Raw genomic sequence first — 19,998 nt, forward strand, 5'->3', positions numbered from 1 at the left:
CCCGCAGCCCGGAAACTCTGCCACGATGTTTCACCTTGTCCCCCTCGACACGCTCCTGACCTTTGCCATGGCGGGCATTCTTTTGAACCTGACACCGGGGTCAGATGTGATGTTCGCCACCGCCAGCGGCATGGCAGGCGGGCCGCGTGCAGGCATGGCGGCGGGGGCAGGGGTAGGGCTTGGCGGGTTTTGGCATGTGGGGCTTGCCGCCCTTGGCGTGGCCGCCCTTCTGGCCGCACACCCGGCCGCGACGGTCGCCCTGCGCTGGTTCGGTGCGGGCTATCTGCTCTATCTGGCCTACAGCGCCTGGACCACCGGCCCCGCGCAGACCCCCACTGGCACCGCAAGCCTCGCCCGCGCCTTCTGGCGGGGGTTTGTTACCAATGCGCTGAACCCCAAGGTGGCACTTTTCGTACTGGCCTTCCTGCCCCAGTTCACCGATCCCGCGCGCGGCCCGGTTTGGCAGCAGATCCTTATCCTTGGTGCGGTCTTTACGGCGACGGGGATGGTGATTACTTCAGGCTACGGCGCCTTGGCCGGATATGCCGGGCAGGCCCTCGCCGCCCGCATGGGTGTGATGAACAAACTCGCAGCCGGGGTCTTTGCCCTTTTGGCGCTGCGCATGATGCAGGAGTGAACGATGGCGGTAATTACCCTTCTGGATGGCGGCATGGGGCAGGAATTGGTGGCGCGCTCGGGGGATGAGCCGACGCCGCTTTGGGCCACCCGCGTGATGATCGACCATCCCGGTCTGGTGAAAGCCATCCACGCCGATTACTTCACCGCCGGGGCCTCGGTGGCCACGACCAACACCTATAACATCCTGCATGACCGGCTGGTGGGCGTCGGCCTTGACCACTACTACCACGCGCTCCACCTGCGCGCCCTGATGGAGGCGCATGAGGCCCGCGCCGAGGCCGGACGCGGCCTCATCGCCGGGTCCATGGGGCCGTTGGGCGAAAGCTATCGCCCCGACCTGACCCCTGCGGTTGCGGTCTCCACCGCGCTTTATGCCGAAAAGGCCGCTCTCATGGCGCCCCATGTCGATGTGATCCTGTGCGAAACCATGTCGTCCCTCGACCTCTGCCGCGGTGCACTTGCTGGCGCGCAGGCGGCGGGCAAGCCAGTGTGGCTCTCAATCTCGGTCGATGACCGCGACGGCAGCAAACTGCGCTCGGGTGAGGCGGTGGCAGACCTTGCCAAGGTGATCGCCGAACACCCCACCGCCGCCGTGCTGGCCAATTGCTCGATGCCCGAAGCGATGGAGGCGGCACTGGCCGTCTTGCGCGATATGGGGCGGCCCTTTGGCGCCTATGCCAACGGCTTTTCCGAAATCTCCAGCCTGCCGCTGCCCGACACCCACGACGCGCCCGACTATTGCGCCCGCCATGACCTGACACCCGAACGCTACACCGCCTTCGCCCTGCGCTGGGTGGACATGGGCGCCACCATCGTCGGCGGCTGCTGCGAGGTGGGCCCGGCCCATATCGCCCATCTGGCCGCGGCGCTGAAATCGGCGGGCCACCAGATCGCATGATCCCCGATTTCGACTATCGCCCGCCAGACGTGCCTTTGGACATCCTCTATCAGGACGACCAAATCATCGTGGCCAACAAACCTGCGGGGCTTTTGTCGGTGCCGGGCAAGCTGGAAGGGCGCGAAGATTGTCTCGTCACCCGCCTGCAAGCCGCGCATTGGGATACGCTTTTGGTGCATCGGCTGGATTGTGACACGTCAGGCGTCATCATCTTCGCCCGCACCAAACAGGCGCAGGGGTTCTTGGGGCAGGAATTCGAACAGCGCCGGGCGAAGAAAACCTATGTCGCGCGGGTGATGGGCGACATGGCGCAAGACTCTGGCCATGTCGACCTGCCCTTGGGGGCCGATTGGCCGAACCGACCGCGCCAGATGGTCAGCCATGAGCATGGCCGCCCCGCGCAGACCGATTGGCAGGTCATCGGCCGCGCCCCCGGCGAGACACGCGTGCGGCTTTCGCCACTGACCGGGCGCAGCCACCAGCTTCGGGTGCATATGCTGGCCTTGGGCCACCCGATCTTGGGCGATCCGATCTATGCCACGGGCGCGGCTCGCGCCTATCCGCGCCTGATGCTTCATGCCGAGACACTGGGGCTGCATCACCCCCGCAGCGGGGCTTGGGTGGAGTTTACTGCCCCCTGCCCGTTTTGAGGCTCACGTCGTTTACCTTACTGCAATGTTGGTGGTGTCTAATGCGGAGTGAAAGGAGGCCACATGTGCCTGCTGTTTCAGTTCCGCTTTCTGCCGCTGACGCTGTCAGCCCTTCTGGCGATGGCCGCATTGGTGGCCGCAACCGTCTGGCCTGACTGGGCCTTTTTCTTCACCTGCACCTTTGTCGGCTTTGCCATGCTGGTCGCCCTTGGCCTGCATGACATCAGCCAAACCCGCCATGCCGTCTTGCGCAACTATCCCATCGCCGCGCATCTGCGCTTCCTTCTGGAATCCGTCCGTCCCGAAATGCGGCAGTATTTCTTCGAAGGCGAAAAAGACGGTGCGCCCTTCCCGCGCGACAAACGCGCCATCGTCTATCAGCGCGCCAAAAAGGAATTGGACAAACGCCCCTTCGGCACGATGTACGATGTCTATCAAGAGCAATACGAATGGCTGCACCATTCCCTTGCCCCCTCCGCACCCCTGCCCATTGACCAGATGCGCGTGCAGATCAGCAGCTATTCCGCCAGCCTTCTGAACATCTCCGCCATGAGCTATGGGGCGCTGTCCGCCAATGCCATTCGCGCGCTGAACAAGGGCGCGCAGGCGGGCGGGTTCTTTCACGACACCGGCGAAGGGGGCGTCTCGCCCTATCACCGCGAACAGGGTGGTGATCTGGTTTGGGAAATCGGATCGGGCTATTTCGGCTGCCGGGCTGCCGATGACGGGTTTGACCCGGCAAAGTTTGCCCAAAACGCCGCCGATCCGCAGATCAAGATGATCGAGGTGAAACTCAGCCAAGGGGCCAAGCCCGGCCATGGCGGGGTCTTGCCCGCGGCCAAGGTCACAGCGGAAATCGCCGCCATTCGCGGCGTGCCGATGGGTCAAGATTGCGTCTCACCCGCCAGCCATTCGGCGTTTTCCACCCCCATTGGGCTTTTGCACTTCATCGCACAGCTTCGCGATCTGTCAGGCGGCAAGCCCACCGGGTTCAAGCTCTGCATCGGGCATGAGTGGGAGTTTCTGGCAATCTGCAAGGCGATGGTGGACACGGGCATCACCCCCGATTTCATCGTGATCGACGGCAAAGAGGGCGGCACCGGCGCCGCCCCACTTGAGTTTATGGATCACATCGGCATGCCTTTGCGCGATGGGCTGTCCTTTGCCCATAACGCGCTCATCGGTGTGGGGCTGCGGGACCGGGTGAAGCTCGGGGCCTCGGGCAAGATCACCTCGGCCTTTGACATGGCGCGCGTCATGGCGCTCGGGGCCGATTGGTGCAACGCCGCGCGGGGGTTCATGTTCGCGGTCGGCTGTATTCAGGCCCAATCCTGCCATACCGGCGAATGCCCGACCGGGGTGGCCACCCAAGACCCCCTGCGCCAGCGCGCGCTGGTGGTGACCGACAAGGCAGACCGGGTGCGCAACTTTCACCACAACACGCTGCACGCGCTGTCAGAACTGGTGGCAGCGGCGGGGCTGGCCCACCCCCGCGATCTGCGCCCGCATCACTTTCAGCGCCGGGCCTCCTCGGACAAGGTGATTTCCTTTGCTGAACAATATGAACAGCTTGCCCCCGGCATCCTCTTGCACAACCCAGCCGCAAGCCCGCGCTACGGCGCGGCTTGGGCACTGGCGCAAAGCAGCAGCTTTGCCCGGGTAGGATGAAACCCGCGAAGAGTGCCCGGCACGGGCTCGATGAGCGTGGCTCCTCGGTCCCGTTGGTCCCTTCTCGCGGGGGTCAAAGCCCCAGCGCCACCTTGCGCCCCTCATGAAAGGCATAGGCCGCAAGCCGAGGGGCCGCGCAATCGCCGATCCGGTGCGTCGCCTTGCCCGCGAACCCCTCGGGCCAAGGGTCAAAGCTGCGGTTCGTCGTGGCCATCACAAGACCCGAAGCGGCGAGCGTTTCTTCCTCACCCGTCAGCATGTTCTTCACGGTGACGCCATTGCCGTGCCAACGCGTCAGGCAATGTTCGGTCAGGAATTTCACCCCCAGCTTGGCCAACCGCCGCCGCGCCGCGCCATCGGCGGCGGTGCGGGCGATCTCTTTGCCAACAAAGGGCTCGGGCGTGACAATTACCACCTGATGCCCGCGCTCCGCCAAAGTCCAGGCCGTGCCCACCCCGCGCCAGTTTGACCCTTCGTCATACACGATCACCGCATCACCGAGCCGCGCCTCACGCCGCATCGCGGCCTCGGGCGACCAGACCCCACCGAGATCAATCCCCGGCAGGGTGGCCAGATGCGGCTGCCAGCGCTGGAACCCGGTTTCATCGGGCAGGGACCCGGTGGCCAAGATCACCACATCGGCCGGATGGGCGGCAATCTCGGCCTCGTCCAGAAAAGTATTCAGCCGCAGCGTCACACCCAGCTTGGCGAACTGGCGTTCATACCACTCCATCAGATCCAAAATCTGCGCCCGGCGCGGCTGCATCCCCGCCAGCCGGAACTGCCCGCCAATCTGCGGCAGTGCCTCGACAATCTCCACCCGGTGCCCCTGCTCCGCCGCCGCCCGCGCCGCCTCCAACCCCGCGGGCCCAGCGCCGACCACCAACACCGACTTCGCCACCCCGGCCTTTTCAAACCGATCGCCGCCCCATTCCCACTCGCGGCCCACCGAGGGGTTCACAAGGCAAGAAATCCAGTAGTCGCGCGACCGCCGCCCCCAGCACATCTGGTTGCACGAGATACAGCCGCGAATATCCTCGGCCCGCCCCTCGGTCACCTTACGCGCCAGATGCGGATCGGCGATCTGCCCGCGCACGATCGACACCATATCCGCCTCGCCCGAGGCAAGGATGGTTTCGGCATTGTCCGGCGTCCGCACCCCCGCCTCAGACGTGATGACCGCGTGCTTCACCACTGCTTTCAGCCGCGCCGTCAGCGGCGTGGTCAGCTTTTCACCCTCGGTAAAGGCCGGGATAATGCCTTCAAACTCGAGATAGCTGCCAAAGCCGCAGGTGACATAATCGACATCCTCGGTCGCATCATGCAAGGCGACGATCTCGCACAGATCATCGGCCGACAAAGACACCGAATAGCCCGGCGAATAGCTGATCGCCAAACCGATGATGAAATCCGGCCCACAGTCACGGCGAATGCGGGCGATCAACTCGCGCGAAAACCGGGTGCGGTTTTCCAAAGACCCGCCCCATTGGTCGTCACGCTGGTTTGACCATGGGGTCCAGAACTGGTCGATCAGCGAATGATAGGCCGCCCAAACCTCCACCCCCTGAAAGCCGCAGGCCTGCGCGCGGCGGGCGGCGGTGGCGTGGGCCTCCAGCACCTCATCAATCTCGGCTTCGGTCATCTTATGGCTGCCGTCGCTGTCATGGTAAGACGGCCCGCCCGAAGGCGACCAATGCGGCTGAAACGACAGATCGGAATCGCCATGCGCGCCAACGTGGTAAATCTGCTGCACAATCACCGCGCCAGCCGCTTTCACCTTGTCGGTGATCGCCTGAAAATGCGGAATAACGGCATCGGATTCATGGGCCAGATTGCCCCGCGTCAGAACCCCGGTGCGGTGCGCGGGCACCGGTTCGGTCACGATCATGCCCGCCCCGCCCAGCGCGCGTTCCAGCCAATAGGCCCCTTGGCGAGCCAGTGGCAGGCCGCCTTCGGCCATGTTGTTGGTGTGCGCGCCAAAGACGATCCGGTTGCGCAGGGTCTTGCCGCGCAAGGTGACGGGCGACAAAAGGCGGGGATGCTGGGTCATGTCGGATCCTTCGGCTGATGCCAAAGGGAAGAATAAATCGACATATGTGTCAAGTTTTCTTTGGGCAAAGAAAAACCCCGGCCAAGGCCGGGGTTTCGCGTCAGCCTTGGCTCGGGTCCCAAGCGGAAACCGCCTTGACCTCAAGGAATTCTTCCAAGCCCCAGATGCCACCCTCCCGCGCGCGGCCCGATTGCTTCACCCCGCCAAAGGGTGACCCGGCCGCCCGGCTTTTGCCGTTCATCTGCACCATGCCCGCCTTCAAGGCCCGGGCCATGCGGTTGCGCTTGGCCCCATCTTGGCTTTGCACATAATGCGTCAGACCATAGGGCGAGTCATTGGCGATGCGCACCGCATCCGCTTCGTCCTCAAAGGGAATCATGCACAGAACCGGGCCAAAGATCTCCTCGCGCTCAATCGTCATGCCCGGCACCACATCGGCAAACACCGTCGGCTTCACAAAGTAACCGCGGTTAAAGCCATCCGGCAGACCGGGGCCGCCAGCAACCAGCCGCGCGCCCTCATCAATGCCCTTCTGGATATAGCCCTGAATCTGCTCCCACTGGCGCTTGTTCACCACCGGGCCAACATGCGAGCCTTCTTCCAGCGCATTGCCAACCTTGGTCTCACTGGCGACCTGTGCGGCGATTTCCACAGCCTTGTCATAGACCCCGCGCTGCACCAGCATCCGGCTGGGCGCGTTGCAGGACTGGCCAGTGTTGTCCATCATATGGCGCACACCGCGCTCCACCGCGCGATCATCGGCATCGGCAAAGATCACGTTGGCGCCCTTGCCGCCCAGCTCCAGCGTCACACGCTTCAGCGTCTCGGCAGCGGCTTTGGAAATGGCACGGCCCGCGCGGGTTGACCCGGTAAAGGAAATCATCTCGACATCAGGGTGGCTCGACAGGCGGCTGCCCACCCCCATGCCGTCCCCGTTCACCAGGTTGAACACCCCCGGCGGCAGGCCCGCATCATGGCAGAACTCGGCGAAAATCATCGCGTTCAGCGGGCTTTCTTCCGAAGGCTTCAGCACGCAGGTGCAACCCGCCAGAATCGCCGGAATCGCCTTCAGCGCGATCTGGTTCATCGGCCAGTTCCACGGCGTGATCAGACCCACCACGCCAATCGGCTCCAGAATGATCCGGTCATTCGGGGCATGATCCCCCAGCGGGCGGTCCCATTCCAGCGTGTCAAAGGCGGTCAGGAAATTGCCCGCATGCCACGGCAAGCACGGCGCCTGCAATTCACGGGCATGTTTCAGGGGTGAACCCATTTCAAGGCTGATGGCATGGGCCAACTCTTCCTTGCGCGCCTCATACTGCTCCAAAATCCGCACCACCGCCGCACGGCGGGTGGCCGGAGAGGTCGCAGCCCAAGCCGGAAACGCGGCCTTGGCAGCAGCCACGGCCGCATCACAATCGGCTTCCGAGCCAAGCGAGATCACCGCCACCGGCTCTTCGTTGGACGGGTTGATCACATCGCAATCGCGGCCCGCAATCGGGGCGACCCAACGGCCATTGATGTAAAAATCACGTTTGATGAGCATGGCGCCCTCCTTCGGTTTGCGCGCAACCTGACAGGGCGGGCAGATTCCGGCAAGGGGCTGACGCGACACTATGGTCAAAGATGCGACGCTGGCGGAACAGGGGTTCTGCCCAGCCGCGCGAAAGCGGGAGGGTGTTTTGCCCTGCGGGACCAAACCGCGAAGTGGTCCTTAACTTGGGGTCCGGGCGCGTGGTAGGGTGCCCTTCTCTGGGCAAAGGGCGTACACTGGTCCCATCACACACCGGAGTATCCCATGGCCGTCCGCATCAACGACACCGCCCCCGATTTTACCGCCGAAAGCACCGCCGGCACCATCAAGTTCCACGATTGGCTGGGCGGCAGCTATGCCATCATCTTCTCGCACCCGCGCGATTTCACACCCGTCTGCACCACCGAATTCGGCGCCGTGGCGCAGCTCGCCCCCGAATGGAAAAAGCGCAACACCAAGGTGATCGGCGTTTCGGTGGATTCTGTGGCCGACCATGAGAAATGGAAGCGCGATATTGAGGCCTTCTCCGGCGCGCCCGCCGACTTTCCGATCATCGACGACACCTCGCTGACCGTGTCCAAAGCCTATGACATGCTGCCAGCCGATTTCTACCTGCCAACCGAAGGCCGCACCCCGGCCAATTCGGCCACGGTCCGCACGGTCTATATCATCGGGCCGGACAAAAAGATCCGCCTCACCATGTCTTACCCCATGTCCGTCGGCCGCAACTTCGCTGAAATCCTGCGCGCGCTCGATGCAGTGCAGGCCACCGATGGCGTGCCCTTCGCCACCCCCGCCAACTGGGTGCCGGGGCAAGATGTGATCGTGGCGCTGTCAGTCACGACCGACGACGCCAAGGCCAAGTTCGGCGCGTTGGACATCAAACTGCCCTACCTGCGCTTTGCCAAGCGGCCGGTGTAAGCGACACGCAGACCTAGCGGGCAAAGGCGTAGACGTGCTTTGCCTGCGCCACCTGGTGTAATCCGGCGGCCTTGATCAGTTCGATCAGGCGCCCGGTCTCCACCTCGCCTTTGGCATAAACCTTGGGGTGGGTCTCCAGAACGAAAAGCGAGACGCGGCGCAATAGGTCGGATTCATTATCGATCAAACCCACCTCGGCCCCTTCAATATCGCAGATCAGGGCAAACGGCCCCTCTGGCAGATTGGATGCCAGCGCCGAAAGCGTCGTTGCCTGGACTGACAGGTCGCCACTTTGCGACACATGGCCACCATGGGCGGTGCGGCCCGACGAAAAACTGACCGTTTCTGCGCCCGAGTAGTCCACCGCCGCCACCACAACCTGTGTCGCGCCGACGTTGGCGCCTATGCAGGCGTTTGGTTCGCACATCCGGGCCAGCCGCGGGTTGGCCTCGACCACAATATGCGGGGCGGCCGGGCCAATCTGCTGGCGGATCAGAGCTGACACAATGCCCAGACAGCCGCCAAGTTCGATCACCGGGGTGCCAGATTTCAAATGGGCAGTGATCATTTCAGCCTCGGCATGTTCATAGGGCCGCCCGCGTGAAAGATCATAGCGGAGCTTTACATCAGCATCGCGCGGCACCTGCACCGCAATGCCATGCGGCGAAAACACCAGCTTTTCCCGCCCCATGGCCCGTAGCACCGCCAGATGCAGTTTCCGTCGCAAAGTGTGCATTATGTCTCCCCTTCAAGCCGCTCCACCGTCGCGCAGCGTGCTGAGAACACCTTTCAGAAAGGCCCAGTTCTTGGCACGGCGACGCGATGACCAAAGCATATCCGGCGCGATGAGACCAGCAATCGCCATGAGCAAAGCGTGGACAAATGGCGCAGAGCGGCCATGTTTGCGCGTCGCGTAGACTGCGCTGCGCGCCCTATGATAGGCCTTCAGCGCGGCGACCTGCGGGCGGCGCGGCGTGGAACTGCCAGCCTGATGCTGCACAAGGGCGTCACGGATGAACAGAATGGGGCCGCGCTCCTTGCGCAGGCGGATCGAAAGGTCATCGTCCTCATGATAGAGGAAAATCTTCGGATCAAAGCCGCCGACCGCCTCGAAATCGCTGCGCCGCACGAAAAGTGCCGCTCCAGACAGCAGAGTCACTTCGCGGTCTTTCTCGGGCCAGCCGCGCGGCATATGCTCCTCCCGGGGCAAAAGTCTGGTGGCGCGGTGGAAAAAGGCTGACCCATTCGGAGCAGCGATGCGTGGGTTCATCGCACTGGCTTTGGGATAGCGCGCGGCGGCGGCAACTAGTTGGTCCAGCGTATCGGGCATCAGCGTGGCGTCGGGGTTCAAGAACAACACAAACGGCGTTGTGGCCACAGCCGCGCCTTGATTGCACGCCGTACCAAAGCCCATGTTGCAGTCGTTTAGCTGGCAAGCTGCGCCATGCTGGTCGCATAGCGCCTGAAGGGCCACGCGGTCGTCCGAAGCGTTGTCGACCACCACCACCTTTGCCTCTTCAGGAACCGAGGCCAGCATCTGCGGCAGTACGGTCAGGCTATTGTAGCTGACCGTCACGATAGTGACTTGCTCGGCGGCGCTGACCTGTTGCGGCATGGTGTCTTTCTGTCAGGCGGCGGGAATCAAGCCCCCGGCTTTGGCGGTTCTTGCACGCATCTGATAGCGGACGTAGCCCAGATCCGCCACGTCAATCGCAGCCAAACGACCCGAGACCATATCGGCCACCACCCGCGCCGACCCGGCGGCCATGGTCCAGCCCAAGGTGCCGTGCCCGGTGTTCAGATAGAGGTTCGGCACAGTGGACCGGCCCACCAAAGGCGTGCCATCCGGCGTCATCGGACGCAGGCCCGACCAGAAGGTGGCCTTCGACTGGTCACCCGCCCCGCCAAACAGGTCCTCAACCGAATGGGTCAACGTCGCCTGACGGCGCGGGTGCAGGTGGTTGTTGAACCCCGAGATTTCCGCCATGCCGCCCACCCGAATCCGGTCGCCCAATCGGGTGATCGCAATTTTGAACGTCTCGTCCATCACGGTCGACACAGGGGCGCGGTCCTCGTTCACGATCGGCACGGTGATCGAATAGCCCTTCACCGGATAGACCGGCAGGCGCATGCCAAAGGGCCGCGCCAAGAAGGGAGAATAGCTTCCCATAGCCAGCACAAACGCATCACCCGCGATGCGCCCCGCGCTGGTTTGCACGCTGGTGATCCGGCCCAGATCGGCGTCCATCGCCTTGATCTCGGTGTTCCAGCGAAAGACCACGCCCAGCTCGGCCGCCATTTCGGCCAGCCGATTGGTGAACTTAAAGCAATCGCCCGTCTCATCGCCCGGCAGACGCAAACCGCCCGCGATCTTGTCGATGTTCGGGGCCAGACCCGGCTCGGCCCGCACGCAAGCCTCGGCGTCCAGCACTTCGAACGGCACACCATCGGCCTTCAGAACCTTGATGTCCTTCTCCGCCGCCTCAACCTGCTTTTCGGTGCGGAACAACTGCAAAGTGCCTTGCGTCCGCTCGTCATAAGAAATGCCAGTGTCACGACGCAGCTCAATCAGGCAATCGCGCGAGTATTCCGCCAGCCGCACCATGCGGGATTTGTTCACCCCATAGGCCGCGCTCGTGCAGTTCATCAGCATCCGCGCCACCCATTCGACCTTGGCCAGATCGGGACGCGCGCCGATGATCAGCGGTGCATGCTTCATGAACAGCCACTTCACCGCTTTGGCCGGAATTCCGGGGGCCGCCCAAGGGCTGGCATAACCGGGGCTGATTTCGCCCGCATTGGCAAACGAGGTTTCCAGCGCCGGGCCGGGCTGGCGGTCAATCACCGTCACCTCATGGCCTTGTTTCGCCAAGTAATAGGCCGAGGTGACACCAATGACACCAGCACCAAGGACGACGACACGCATGGGATGCTCCTGTTCGCGAAACTTGGGCGCAAAATAGCGCATCCGGCAGAAATGATTTGGAGATTTTGGGCGGATGAAGCGTCGATATTGGAAGAATTCATCATGAAATGGTAAAATACCCGAAGAAAATATTTCTCTCTGAAACTTCAAGCGAAGAAAAAAGCCCCGAGGTTTCCCCCGGGGCCTTCTGTAACCTTGCAATGAAAAGCGATTACGCCTCGGCGCCTTCGCCTTTGACTTCAACGATCTCGGCACCGGTTTCCTGATCGACCATCTTCATGCCAAGGCGCACCTTGCCGCGGTCGTCAAAGCCCAGAAGCTTGACCTTCACTTCCTGACCTTCCTTCAACAGCTCATTCGGGTGGTTCAGACGCTTGTTCGCGATTTGCGACACATGCACCAGACCATCGCGCTTGCCGAAGAAGTTCACGAAAGCCCCAAAGTCCACCAGCTTCACCACTTTACCGGTGTAGATCTGGCCTTCTTCCGGCTCTGCCACGATCGACCAGATCATGTCATAGGCCTTCTTGATGTTCTCAGCCGACGAAGAAGCGATCTTGATGATGCCTTCGTCGTTGATGTCCACCTTGGCACCCGACAGCTCGACGATCTCACGGATCACCTTGCCGCCCGAGCCGATCACTTCGCGGATTTTGTCCGTGGGGATCTGCAGGGTTTCGATCTTCGGCGCATATTCCGAGAAGCCTTGCGGCGCGGAGAGCGACTTGTTCATCTCACCCAAGATATGCAGACGGCCGTCCTTGGCCTGCGCCAAAGCCTGCTTCATGATGTCGGGCGTGATGCCCGCAATCTTGATGTCCATCTGCAACGAAGTGATGCCCGACGCGGTGCCAGCCACCTTGAAATCCATGTCGCCGAGGTGATCCTCGTCGCCAAGAATGTCGGTGAGCACGGCATATTTGCCGTCATCTTCCAAGATCAGACCCATCGCGACGCCCGCAACCGGCGACTTCAGCGGCACGCCCGCGTCCATCATCGACAGCGAACCACCGCAGACCGACGCCATCGAGGAGGAGCCGTTCGATTCGGTGATCTCCGACACCACGCGAATGGTGTAGGGGAAATCGGTCGGTGCCGGCAGAACCGCCTGCAGCGCGCGCCATGCCAGCTTGCCATGGCCAATCTCACGACGACCGGGCGAGCCAACGCGGCCCACTTCACCCACCGAATAGGGCGGGAAGTTGTAGTGCAGCAAGAAGTTCGACCGGGTGTTGCCATTCAGCGCGTCGATGATCTGCTCATCTTCACCGGTGCCCAGGGTGGTCACGACCAGACCTTGGGTTTCGCCACGGGTGAACAAGGCCGAACCATGGGTCCGCGGCAGGATGCCGGTTTCGCACACGATCGGACGAACAGTCTTGGTGTCACGGCCGTCAATCCGGGCGCCCGTATTCACCACATCCCCGCGCAGGATCGAGCTTTCCAGCTTCTTGATCGCCGAGCCAAGGTTGATGTCCTTCAGGTCTTCGTCCGACAGCGCGCCCTTGATCGCATCCACCGCCGCCGAAATGGCGTTGGTGCGGTCTTGCTTGTCGCGGATCGCGAACGCAGCGCGCATCTGGGCTTCGCCAGCAGCCTTGACCTTGGCATAGATCGCCGACAGGTCGGGCGGGGTGAAGTCGAAGGGCTCATTCGCAGCATCTTCGGCCAGATCCAGGATCAGGTCGATGACGGGCTGCATCTGTTCGTGGCCGAACACGACTGCACCCAGCATTTCCTCTTCGGTCAGCTCGTAGGCTTCCGATTCCACCATCATCACGGCGTCTTTGGTGCCGGCGACAACCAGATCCAAACGCTGCTCGGGCTTCAGACGCAGCTGCGTCATGTCGTCCATCGCCGGGTTCAGCACGTATTTGCCATCGACAAAGCCCACGCGGGCCGCGCCAATCGGGCCCATGAACGGCACGCCCGAAATGGTCAGCGCCGCCGAAGCCGCGATCATCGCCACGATGTCGGGATCGTTGTGCAGATCGCACGACAGCACAGTCGCCATCACCAGAACTTCGTGCTTGAAGCCTTCAACGAACAGCGGGCGGCACGGACGGTCGATCAGACGGGAAACCAGCGTTTCCTTTTCCGAAGGCCGCGCCTCGCGCTTGAAGAAGCCGCCGGGGATCTTGCCGGCTGCATAGTATTTTTCCTGATAATGCACGGTCAGCGGAAAGAAATCCTGGCCGGGCTTCGGTGCCTTTGCGAAGGTCACGTTGGCCATGACCGAGGTTTCGCCAAGCGTGGCAATGACCGAGCCGTCAGCCTGACGGGCAACCTTGCCGGTTTCCAGGGTCAGCGTCTCACCGCCCCACTGGATTGATTTTTTAGTCACGTTGAACATCTATCGTTCCCTATATGGAAGCACCCATGGCCCCTGCCATGTCTTCCTTTTGCATGGCGGCCCCATTGCCGCCGCCCCCTATCCTTTGCATGCGGCCGGGGGCGGGCCTCACGTCGCAGATGGCGGGCGCATACAGGAAAACCGGGGGATTGGGAAGCGTTTTGGACTCAGGCGGCCGAGCGCTGCCCGATCAGAACACTTTATGCGCGCCCCGGTCGTCGTGGGCGGTGCCGTTCAACATCGCGGCATAATGATCGGCCAGCCGGTCAGTGCCAAATTCTGGCGTCGCATCCGCCTCATACTGGCCCGTGGCGGGGTTCAGAACCAACATCGATTCCGTGGCATAATAGCGCCCAATCCGCGCCAGATTGGCCTTCTCGGCCAGCTTTGGCGACAACCGGCCCAGCGCTGACAGCACGGCAATGATCCCATCCATCAGCGCCACCGGCACCCGTTTCAGCCGCATCGGCTGACCCGTCAGACGCTCCAACATCTGCGCCTGATCCAGTGGCGTGATCGCCGGTCCCGGCCCACCAATCGGCAAGATCCGGTTTTCGAGCGCCGGATCGGTCAGGCAGGCAGTCAAATAGCGCCCCAAATCCGCGTCCGAAATCGGCTTGCAAGCGGTCAGACGCCCATCGCCGAACACCAAAAACGGTCGGCCCCCCTGCACCCGCGCCACCTGACCCGACAAAGATTTGAAAAACGCCGTCGGCCGCACGATCGACCATTTGATCGCCTCGGCCTGCAACTCGGCCTCAAAGGCCAGCTTGGCGCGCTGAAAATCCAACAGCGGCTTTTGCACGCAAATGGCCGACAAGAGCACAAAGCGCGGGATATCCGCCGCGATCGCCGCCGCCAGCGCCAGACTGTTGGCCCGGTGGTCAATCGCCCAAGCATCCTTTGGCGCCCCCGTGCGGCTGGCAAGGCACGAGATCACCGCATCAAACCGCGCAGCCCCAATCACCGCCGCCAACGCGCCCGCTTGCGTCACATCCGCCTCAAGCCGCGCACCGCCCGCAGGCCCGCTTGCGCCGGGCCGCACCACCGCCACCACCTCATGCCCCGCGGCAATCAAGGCCGCCGCCGTGGCCCGGCCAATGGTGCCAGTCGCCCCCAGCAACAGCACGCGCAAAGATTGGTTCGGCATCGCACACCCTCAGACTTTGGCTCAGCCTAGCATAAAGCCAAAAGAAAACGCCCGCAGCTTTCGCTACGGGCGCTTTTGAAACCTTTGGTCCGCTTAGCGGCGCAGGCCCAGACGCGAGATCAGCGAGGCATAGCGCGCTTCGTCCTTGGACTTCAGATAGTCCAACAGCTTGCGGCGCTGGGCAACCATCATCAACAGACCACGACGCGAGTGGTTGTCTTTCTTGTGGCCCTTGAAATGCTCGGTGAGCGTGGCGATGCGCGACGACAGGATCGCAACCTGAACTTCCGGCGAGCCGGTGTCGTTCTCTTTGGTCGCGTATTCCTTGATCAGGCGGGCTTTTTCTTCAACGGTGATCGACATCGGATGTCTCCTTCGAGGTTTAAGTTGACGGCACAAGCCGGGATGTCGTCCAGCAGGGCCCTTGATGCCCGAAAAGGGGCAGCCGACCCATAAAGAGCCGGATGCGGGCGTATAGACGGGCTTTCGCCAAAAGAAAAGCCCTGAATCGGCATCGGGCCACCCTGTTAACCATCGCGTCAGATAGTTCCACAGAGGCCAAGGCCAAGCTGGAGAGATCTAGCGTTTCGTGCTAAGGTGGTATTTGAATGTAGGGGATTATCCAATTATTCATGAATTTATTGGTTAATAACCTTTAGGCACGCCCCACCCATAACTCTACCTTAGGCTGCAAAATGCTTGGATTGCTTGGTTTATTGGGGGCCGTGGTCGCGGGCCTTGCCTTCGACAGCGGGTCCGACCCCCGCGAGGATGAGCATGAGCCCCAAGACACCCCTGAGGGAGAGGCTTGGGGCGTGTCAGCGGCCTACTTAGGCTTTGGCGCAGACGAGGATTCTGGCACCGATCACAGCGGCACGGAACCTGACGGCCAGCCCATTTCAAATGACACCCCCACCCCAATTGACCCGGATCGCGACATGACCGGCACCGCCGGGGCCGATCAAATGACCGGCGGATCCGGCGATGATCGCCTCACCGCAGGCGCGGGCGATGATCACCTCGACGGGCGCGCAGGCGATGACAGCCTTGACGGCGGCGCAGGCCAAGATGTGTTGCACGGCGGCGATGGTGATGACGGTCTGGCGGGCGGCGATGGCGACGACAGCCTTTGGGGCGATGACGGCCAAGACAGCCTGACCGGCGGCGCAGGCCACGACGTTCTCGCCGGGTGTGAGGGCGACGACACCGCGCAGGGCGGTGAGGGCAATGATCTTGTCTCCGGCGGCACGGGCCAAGATCAATTGGCGGGCGGCGCCGGGGATGACACGGTGCTCGGCGGTGAGGGCAATGATCTTGTCTTCGGCGGCACAGGCACCGATGAGGTGGACGGCGGCGCAGGAAATGACACGCTTTGGGGCGCCGCCCCCGGCGCTGCCGATACGGATGTCGATATCCTCAACGGCGGCGACGGCGATGACACCCTGCACCTTGGCGCGGGCGACTACGGCCACGGCGGCGCGGGGGCTGACAGCTTCACTTTGCAAGACTTTGGCCCCGGCGCGCCGCTGATGCAGATCACCGATTTCGATCCCGCCGAAGATGATCTGGTGGTGATCTACGACAGCGCCCTGCACCCTGACCCGCAGCTTTCGCTGACCGAAGGCAGCGGCGCGACGCTCCTTCTGCTCGATGGCGTGCCACTGGCCAGCCTGACCGCAGGCGCAAACATCGATCTTGCCGCAATCCGGCTGCAAGCGGCCTGACGGATCAATCCCACAAAACCGGCGCTTGGGCATAGCCGATGTACAAGGGATGTTTCGGCTGGCCGCCCAAGGTTAGCCCCAAATGCCACAAGGGCCGCCCCGTGGCGCGCAATAACGCTGCCACCCGCGCATCACGCCCCAACAGCCCACCATGCCCGCCCCAACCGCACAGCACATCATCCGCCCAAAGCGCGCCCGCGTCCAAGGCCGCGTCATTGTCCGGCCCGATCGGATCGGCCACCGCCCGCAGCACACGCGGATCCGTCGCGCGCCATGCAAACAGGTTCACCACCCGAAACCCGCCATAGCCCAAACCCCGCGCCCGGCGCTCACAGCGTTCCACCGTGGGGTCATTGGCCTCTTCCGTCGCGGTTGATGGGTTCAGCATCACCACCAACAACCGCCGCCCCGCCGCCCATTCGCGGGTCAGCGCGTAGCGGTAGGCCTCACAGTCAGAATAGACCGCCACACTCGCCGCATCGCCCTTTTGATGCGCCCGTGTGATCATCTCAGTCGAGGTTGAACACCCGGCTGGGATGCAATTCCCCCGCCTTGTAAATCCCCACCGCCACCGGGCGGCCCTGATAGCTCGCCCAAGCCTCATCGCCGTATTGCGCGGTGGAGCTGAACACCATGCCCGGATTGCCGTTCTTCAGCCGCACCGCCCCTTCCGGCGTGCAGGGCAGCTCCGGCAGATCGGCCAAACCCAACTCCAACGGCAACAACAACGCGTCAATCTCGGGCAATTTGGCCAGCCGGTCGATCTCCTCCAGCGACACCCCGTCACGGGCATTGAACGGCCCCGACCATTCGCGCCGCAGCCAGGCCACATGGCCCAGACAGCCCAAGGCGCGGCCCAGATCCCGCGCGATGGACCGCACATAGCCGCCCTTGCCGCAAACCATCTCCAGATCGACATGGTCAGCGTCCGGGCGGCCGATCATCTCCAACCGCTCCACCCACAGGGGCCGCGCAGCCAGATCCATCACCTCACCCTCGCGCGCCAGATCATAGGCGCGCTCACCATCCACCTTCACCGCGGAAAACTGCGGCGGCACTTGTTCGATCTCACCGCGAAACGCGCCCAGCGCAGCCGCGATCTCGGCATCGGTTGGGCGCATGTGGCGGGTCTCAATCACCGTGCCCTCGGCATCATCGGTGGTGGTCGCAGCCCCCAGCGTCACCCGGAACCGATAGCATTTCACCGCATCGGTGACGTAAGGCACGGTCTTGGTCGCCTCGCCCAAGGCCACGGCCAGCACCCCGGTCGCCGCCGGATCCAGCGTGCCCGCATGGCCCGCCTTCTGCGCGCCAAAGGCCCATTTCACCTTGTTCACCACCGTGGTTGACCCCACGCCCGCAGGCTTGTCCACCACCAGCCAGCCGTTCACCGGCCGGCCCTTTTTCCCGCGCGCCATGTCAGTCCTTTGTCGTGGTCAGATCGGTGACGACGCCGATCATCGGCCCCATCGGAAAGCCCGCATCGTGACGCTCCAGCATGGGCGCATACAGCCGCGAGACCGAGCCGTCAAAGAAAAGCGCGTTGGGCGTGGCCAGCACATCGCGGAACAGCCGGGCAAAGCTGTGGAAATTGACCACCTCATTTGAGATGGCAAAGATCGCATGCCCCTCCTCGGTGACGCCCACCCCATTGCGATAATGCAAGGAGTCGGACGTCGGCGAAAAGCGCGGGTGCAGCGCGCCGTCAATCACCAGCATCGGGCCGGATTGGCTGGCATAACGGCAGGGCGGCCGCGTCTCGGCAAAGCTGCGCGATTCGATCAGGGCAAAGCCCTCGCCCACGCAAAAGACCCCGTTCGGCAACAGCCCGAAATTCCCGGGCCCGTCCGAGGTAATCAGCCGCGCCCGCTCGATCCCGTTTTCAATATACAGCCCCACAGGGGCCAAATCAGGGTGAAACATGCCCGCATTCATCGCAAAGGCCAGCTGCTTGCCCTTCGCCTCCAGCGCCACGTCCACGGCGGCAAAGCTGGCATAGGGCAGCTCGTCACCCCTCAAAAACAGCCGGAGATCCTCGCCGGGAGCGACGTCGCAGACGGTGTAGGATTGGGCGTCAAAGATCACATCGCGGCAGGTGACGGCCTGCGCCAGACCGGGCAGGGCTGGCGCCAGTAACAGCGCCAGAACCAGCGGCTTAATCCTCATCGCCTTCGTCCTGCGCGGCAAGATCGCGGGCCACCGACGGGTCCGAAAACATGCGGCGCGTGTCATCCAGCCGGTCAAAGGTCTCATCCGGGCGAAAGCGCAAATCCGGCGCGTATTTCAGCGTCAGCCCCTGCGCCACGCGGTGGCGCAGTTCGGCCTTGTTGCGCGCCAAAGCCGCGATGGCATTCTCCACCGGGACCGATCCCATCAAAGGCATCACATAGGCCGTCGCCACCTTCAGATCTGGCGAGCAGGACACTTCGCCCACGGTGATCGACATGGCGTTCAGCTCGGGGTCGTGGATTTCAGCCCGGTTCAACACATCCGACAGCGTGCGCCGGATCAGTTCGCCGACGCGAAGTTGCCGTTGAGAGGGGCCAGAGCCGGTGTGGAAGCGCTTGTTTGACATGGGGGCCATGTAAGCCCTTTTGGCCCCGCCCGCAACGCCGGGCTTTGCGCGCCTGCGGAACGGCGCTAAAGGGGGGCAATACAGAGGGGTATCGCCATGGAACACCTGCCGGGAATCGTGATTACGGGCGCATCGGGCCGCATGGGGCAGATGCTGGTGAAAACCGTGGTGGCCAGTGGCAAGGCGCGGCTGGTCGGCTGCATCGAACGGCCCGGCAATCCTTGGCTGGGTCGCGACATTGGCGAGGCGATGGGTGGCGCGGCCTTGGGCGTTCTGGTCACCGATGACCCGCTTCCCGCCTTCGCCTCGGCCCAAGCGGTGATCGATTTCACCGCCCCCGCTGCGACGGTGGAGTTCGCCGCACTCGCCGCACAGGCCCGCGCCGTGCATGTCATCGGCACCACCGGGTTGGAAGCGGCCCATCACGCCAAACTTGACGCCGCCGCCCGCCATGCCGTCGTGGTGCAGGCCGGGAACATGAGCCTTGGCGTCAACCTTCTGACCCGCCTGACCCAAAAGGTCGCCGCCGCCCTTGATGCCGATTGGGATATCGAGGTGATCGAGGCGCATCACCGCATGAAGGTCGATGCGCCCTCGGGCACAGCCCTTATGCTCGGCCAAGCCGCCGCTGATGGGCGCGGCGTGTCACTGGACGATGCCCGCGTCTCAGGCCGCGATGGCATCACCGGCGCCCGCGAACGCGGCAGCATCGGCTTTTCCGCCATTCGCGGCGGCGACATCGTGGGCGAGCATGATGTGCTTTTTGCCGGTGAGGGCGAGCGGATCATCCTGCGCCACGTGGCGACCGACCGCACCATCTTTGCCCGCGGTGCTCTGCGTGCCGCCCTCTGGGGCCAAGGCCAAAAGCCCGGCCGCTATGACATGATGGACGTGCTGGGCCTTTAACCCG

The 19,998-nt window shown here is 63.2% G+C and carries 19 protein-coding genes; 7 read left to right on the top strand and 12 right to left on the bottom strand.

Translation table 11 applies throughout. From position 1 onward, the window contains the following. Positions 1–25: 25 nt before the first annotated feature. The 4 genes from AC72UB_RS16330 (at position 26) to AC72UB_RS16345 (ending at position 3,855) form a co-directional block, all read left to right on the top strand. Positions 26–637, top strand: coding sequence for a LysE family translocator (locus AC72UB_RS16330; protein ID WP_505190673.1), 612 nt, complete (start codon positions 26–28; stop codon positions 635–637). 3 nt (positions 638–640) lie between these two features. Further along, positions 641–1,537: a homocysteine S-methyltransferase family protein gene (locus AC72UB_RS16335; protein ID WP_505190674.1), complete on the top strand. Its 897-nt coding sequence runs from the start codon at positions 641–643 to the stop codon at positions 1,535–1,537. Beyond that, entirely contained in the window at positions 1,534–2,187 is a 654-nt protein-coding gene (locus AC72UB_RS16340; protein WP_505190675.1) for an RluA family pseudouridine synthase, read from the top strand. Before AC72UB_RS16335 ends, AC72UB_RS16340 begins: the two co-directional genes overlap by 4 nt. A 63-nt stretch (positions 2,188–2,250) precedes the next feature. Further along, complete coding sequence (locus tag AC72UB_RS16345; RefSeq protein ID WP_505190676.1) at positions 2,251–3,855, top strand: FMN-binding glutamate synthase family protein; 1,605 nt, start codon at positions 2,251–2,253, stop codon at positions 3,853–3,855. A gap of 73 nt (positions 3,856–3,928) precedes the next feature. On the opposite strand, the gene AC72UB_RS16350 is transcribed toward AC72UB_RS16345, so the two are convergent. Then, on the bottom strand, positions 3,929–5,905 hold the full coding sequence (locus tag AC72UB_RS16350; protein WP_505190677.1) for an oxidoreductase: 1,977 nt from the start codon (positions 5,903–5,905) through the stop codon (positions 3,929–3,931). A 100-nt stretch (positions 5,906–6,005) separates the two neighbouring features. After that, on the bottom strand, positions 6,006–7,451 hold the full coding sequence (locus AC72UB_RS16355; protein ID WP_505190678.1) for an aldehyde dehydrogenase family protein: 1,446 nt from the start codon (positions 7,449–7,451) through the stop codon (positions 6,006–6,008). 252 nt (positions 7,452–7,703) lie between these two features. Between AC72UB_RS16355 and AC72UB_RS16360 the strand changes: the two genes are divergently transcribed. Further along, positions 7,704–8,360, top strand: a complete 657-nt coding sequence (locus tag AC72UB_RS16360; RefSeq protein ID WP_505190679.1) for a peroxiredoxin — start codon at positions 7,704–7,706, stop codon at positions 8,358–8,360. Positions 8,361–8,373: 13 nt separating this feature from the next. Here the strand turns inward: AC72UB_RS16360 and AC72UB_RS16365 are convergent, their stop codons facing one another. The 6 genes from AC72UB_RS16365 to rpsO form a co-directional block, all read right to left on the bottom strand. Further along, positions 8,374–9,096 carry an FkbM family methyltransferase gene (locus AC72UB_RS16365; protein ID WP_505190680.1) on the bottom strand — a complete coding sequence of 241 codons (723 nt, stop codon included), beginning with the start codon at positions 9,094–9,096 and terminating at the stop codon, positions 8,374–8,376. Positions 9,097–9,108: 12 nt separating this feature from the next. Continuing rightward, complete coding sequence (locus AC72UB_RS16370) at positions 9,109–9,975, bottom strand: glycosyltransferase family 2 protein (RefSeq protein ID WP_505190681.1); 867 nt, start codon at positions 9,973–9,975, stop codon at positions 9,109–9,111. 12 nt (positions 9,976–9,987) lie between these two features. After that, positions 9,988–11,328: a D-amino acid dehydrogenase gene (locus AC72UB_RS16375; RefSeq protein ID WP_505190682.1), complete on the bottom strand. Its 1,341-nt coding sequence runs from the start codon at positions 11,326–11,328 to the stop codon at positions 9,988–9,990. A gap of 169 nt (positions 11,329–11,497) precedes the next feature. Further along, positions 11,498–13,639, bottom strand: coding sequence for a polyribonucleotide nucleotidyltransferase (gene pnp / locus AC72UB_RS16380; RefSeq protein WP_505190683.1), 2,142 nt, complete (start codon positions 13,637–13,639; stop codon positions 11,498–11,500). A 190-nt stretch (positions 13,640–13,829) separates the two neighbouring features. After that, positions 13,830–14,789, bottom strand: coding sequence for an NAD(P)H-binding protein (locus AC72UB_RS16385; RefSeq protein WP_505190684.1), 960 nt, complete (start codon positions 14,787–14,789; stop codon positions 13,830–13,832). 93 nt (positions 14,790–14,882) lie between these two features. Further along, positions 14,883–15,152, bottom strand: coding sequence for a 30S ribosomal protein S15 (gene rpsO, locus AC72UB_RS16390; RefSeq protein ID WP_463290779.1), 270 nt, complete (start codon positions 15,150–15,152; stop codon positions 14,883–14,885). Between the two features lie 362 nt (positions 15,153–15,514). On the opposite strand from rpsO, the gene AC72UB_RS16395 reads away from it, so the two are divergent. Continuing rightward, positions 15,515–16,513, top strand: coding sequence for a calcium-binding protein (locus AC72UB_RS16395; RefSeq protein ID WP_505190685.1), 999 nt, complete (start codon positions 15,515–15,517; stop codon positions 16,511–16,513). 4 nt (positions 16,514–16,517) lie between these two features. On the opposite strand, the gene AC72UB_RS16400 is transcribed toward AC72UB_RS16395, so the two are convergent. Genes AC72UB_RS16400 through rbfA form a run of 4 tightly spaced genes read right to left on the bottom strand, consistent with a single transcriptional unit; the run spans position 16,518 to position 19,097 of the window. Then, positions 16,518–17,021: a DUF1643 domain-containing protein gene (locus AC72UB_RS16400; RefSeq protein WP_505190686.1), complete on the bottom strand. Its 504-nt coding sequence runs from the start codon at positions 17,019–17,021 to the stop codon at positions 16,518–16,520. Position 17,022: 1 nt separating this feature from the next. Then, on the bottom strand, positions 17,023–17,931 hold the full coding sequence (gene truB / locus AC72UB_RS16405; protein ID WP_505190687.1) for a tRNA pseudouridine(55) synthase TruB: 909 nt from the start codon (positions 17,929–17,931) through the stop codon (positions 17,023–17,025). Position 17,932: 1 nt separating this feature from the next. Further along, on the bottom strand, positions 17,933–18,679 hold the full coding sequence (locus AC72UB_RS16410) for a phosphodiester glycosidase family protein (RefSeq protein ID WP_505190688.1): 747 nt from the start codon (positions 18,677–18,679) through the stop codon (positions 17,933–17,935). Further along, entirely contained in the window at positions 18,669–19,097 is a 429-nt protein-coding gene (gene rbfA / locus AC72UB_RS16415) for a 30S ribosome-binding factor RbfA (protein ID WP_463290784.1), read from the bottom strand. The genes AC72UB_RS16410 and rbfA overlap by 11 nt, the downstream gene beginning before the upstream one ends. Before the next feature lie 87 nt (positions 19,098–19,184). Between rbfA and dapB the strand changes: the two genes are divergently transcribed. After that, a complete protein-coding gene (dapB, locus tag AC72UB_RS16420; RefSeq protein ID WP_505190689.1) occupies positions 19,185–19,994 on the top strand; it encodes a 4-hydroxy-tetrahydrodipicolinate reductase in 810 nt (269 codons plus the stop codon). Positions 19,995–19,998: the final 4 nt, after the last annotated feature.

Source organism: Allotabrizicola aquatica (SeqCode) (assembly GCF_965194375.1).
Lineage (GTDB): Bacteria > Pseudomonadota > Alphaproteobacteria > Rhodobacterales > Rhodobacteraceae > Tabrizicola_A > Tabrizicola_A aquatica.

What these genes read in the sequence shown, in the direction of transcription:
- AC72UB_RS16330 (WP_505190673.1), top strand. Translation starts at nt 26, where the DNA reads ATGTTTCACCTTGTCCCCCTCGACACGCTCCTGACCTTTGCCATGGCG.
- AC72UB_RS16335 (WP_505190674.1), top strand. Translation starts at nt 641, where the DNA reads ATGGCGGTAATTACCCTTCTGGATGGCGGCATGGGGCAGGAATTGGTG.
- AC72UB_RS16340 (WP_505190675.1), top strand. Translation starts at nt 1,534, where the DNA reads ATGATCCCCGATTTCGACTATCGCCCGCCAGACGTGCCTTTGGACATC.
- AC72UB_RS16345 (WP_505190676.1), top strand. Translation starts at nt 2,251, where the DNA reads ATGTGCCTGCTGTTTCAGTTCCGCTTTCTGCCGCTGACGCTGTCAGCC.
- AC72UB_RS16350 (WP_505190677.1), bottom strand. Translation starts at nt 5,905, where the DNA reads ATGACCCAGCATCCCCGCCTTTTGTCGCCCGTCACCTTGCGCGGCAAG.
- AC72UB_RS16355 (WP_505190678.1), bottom strand. Translation starts at nt 7,451, where the DNA reads ATGCTCATCAAACGTGATTTTTACATCAATGGCCGTTGGGTCGCCCCG.
- AC72UB_RS16360 (WP_505190679.1), top strand. Translation starts at nt 7,704, where the DNA reads ATGGCCGTCCGCATCAACGACACCGCCCCCGATTTTACCGCCGAAAGC.
- AC72UB_RS16365 (WP_505190680.1), bottom strand. Translation starts at nt 9,096, where the DNA reads ATGCACACTTTGCGACGGAAACTGCATCTGGCGGTGCTACGGGCCATG.
- AC72UB_RS16370 (WP_505190681.1), bottom strand. Translation starts at nt 9,975, where the DNA reads ATGCCGCAACAGGTCAGCGCCGCCGAGCAAGTCACTATCGTGACGGTC.
- AC72UB_RS16375 (WP_505190682.1), bottom strand. Translation starts at nt 11,328, where the DNA reads ATGCGCTATTTTGCGCCCAAGTTTCGCGAACAGGAGCATCCCATGCGT.
- pnp (WP_505190683.1), bottom strand. Translation starts at nt 13,639, where the DNA reads ATGTTCAACGTGACTAAAAAATCAATCCAGTGGGGCGGTGAGACGCTG.
- AC72UB_RS16385 (WP_505190684.1), bottom strand. Translation starts at nt 14,789, where the DNA reads ATGCCGAACCAATCTTTGCGCGTGCTGTTGCTGGGGGCGACTGGCACC.
- rpsO (WP_463290779.1), bottom strand. Translation starts at nt 15,152, where the DNA reads ATGTCGATCACCGTTGAAGAAAAAGCCCGCCTGATCAAGGAATACGCG.
- AC72UB_RS16400 (WP_505190686.1), bottom strand. Translation starts at nt 17,021, where the DNA reads ATGATCACACGGGCGCATCAAAAGGGCGATGCGGCGAGTGTGGCGGTC.
- truB (WP_505190687.1), bottom strand. Translation starts at nt 17,931, where the DNA reads ATGGCGCGCGGGAAAAAGGGCCGGCCGGTGAACGGCTGGCTGGTGGTG.
- AC72UB_RS16410 (WP_505190688.1), bottom strand. Translation starts at nt 18,679, where the DNA reads ATGAGGATTAAGCCGCTGGTTCTGGCGCTGTTACTGGCGCCAGCCCTG.
- rbfA (WP_463290784.1), bottom strand. Translation starts at nt 19,097, where the DNA reads ATGGCCCCCATGTCAAACAAGCGCTTCCACACCGGCTCTGGCCCCTCT.
- dapB (WP_505190689.1), top strand. Translation starts at nt 19,185, where the DNA reads ATGGAACACCTGCCGGGAATCGTGATTACGGGCGCATCGGGCCGCATG.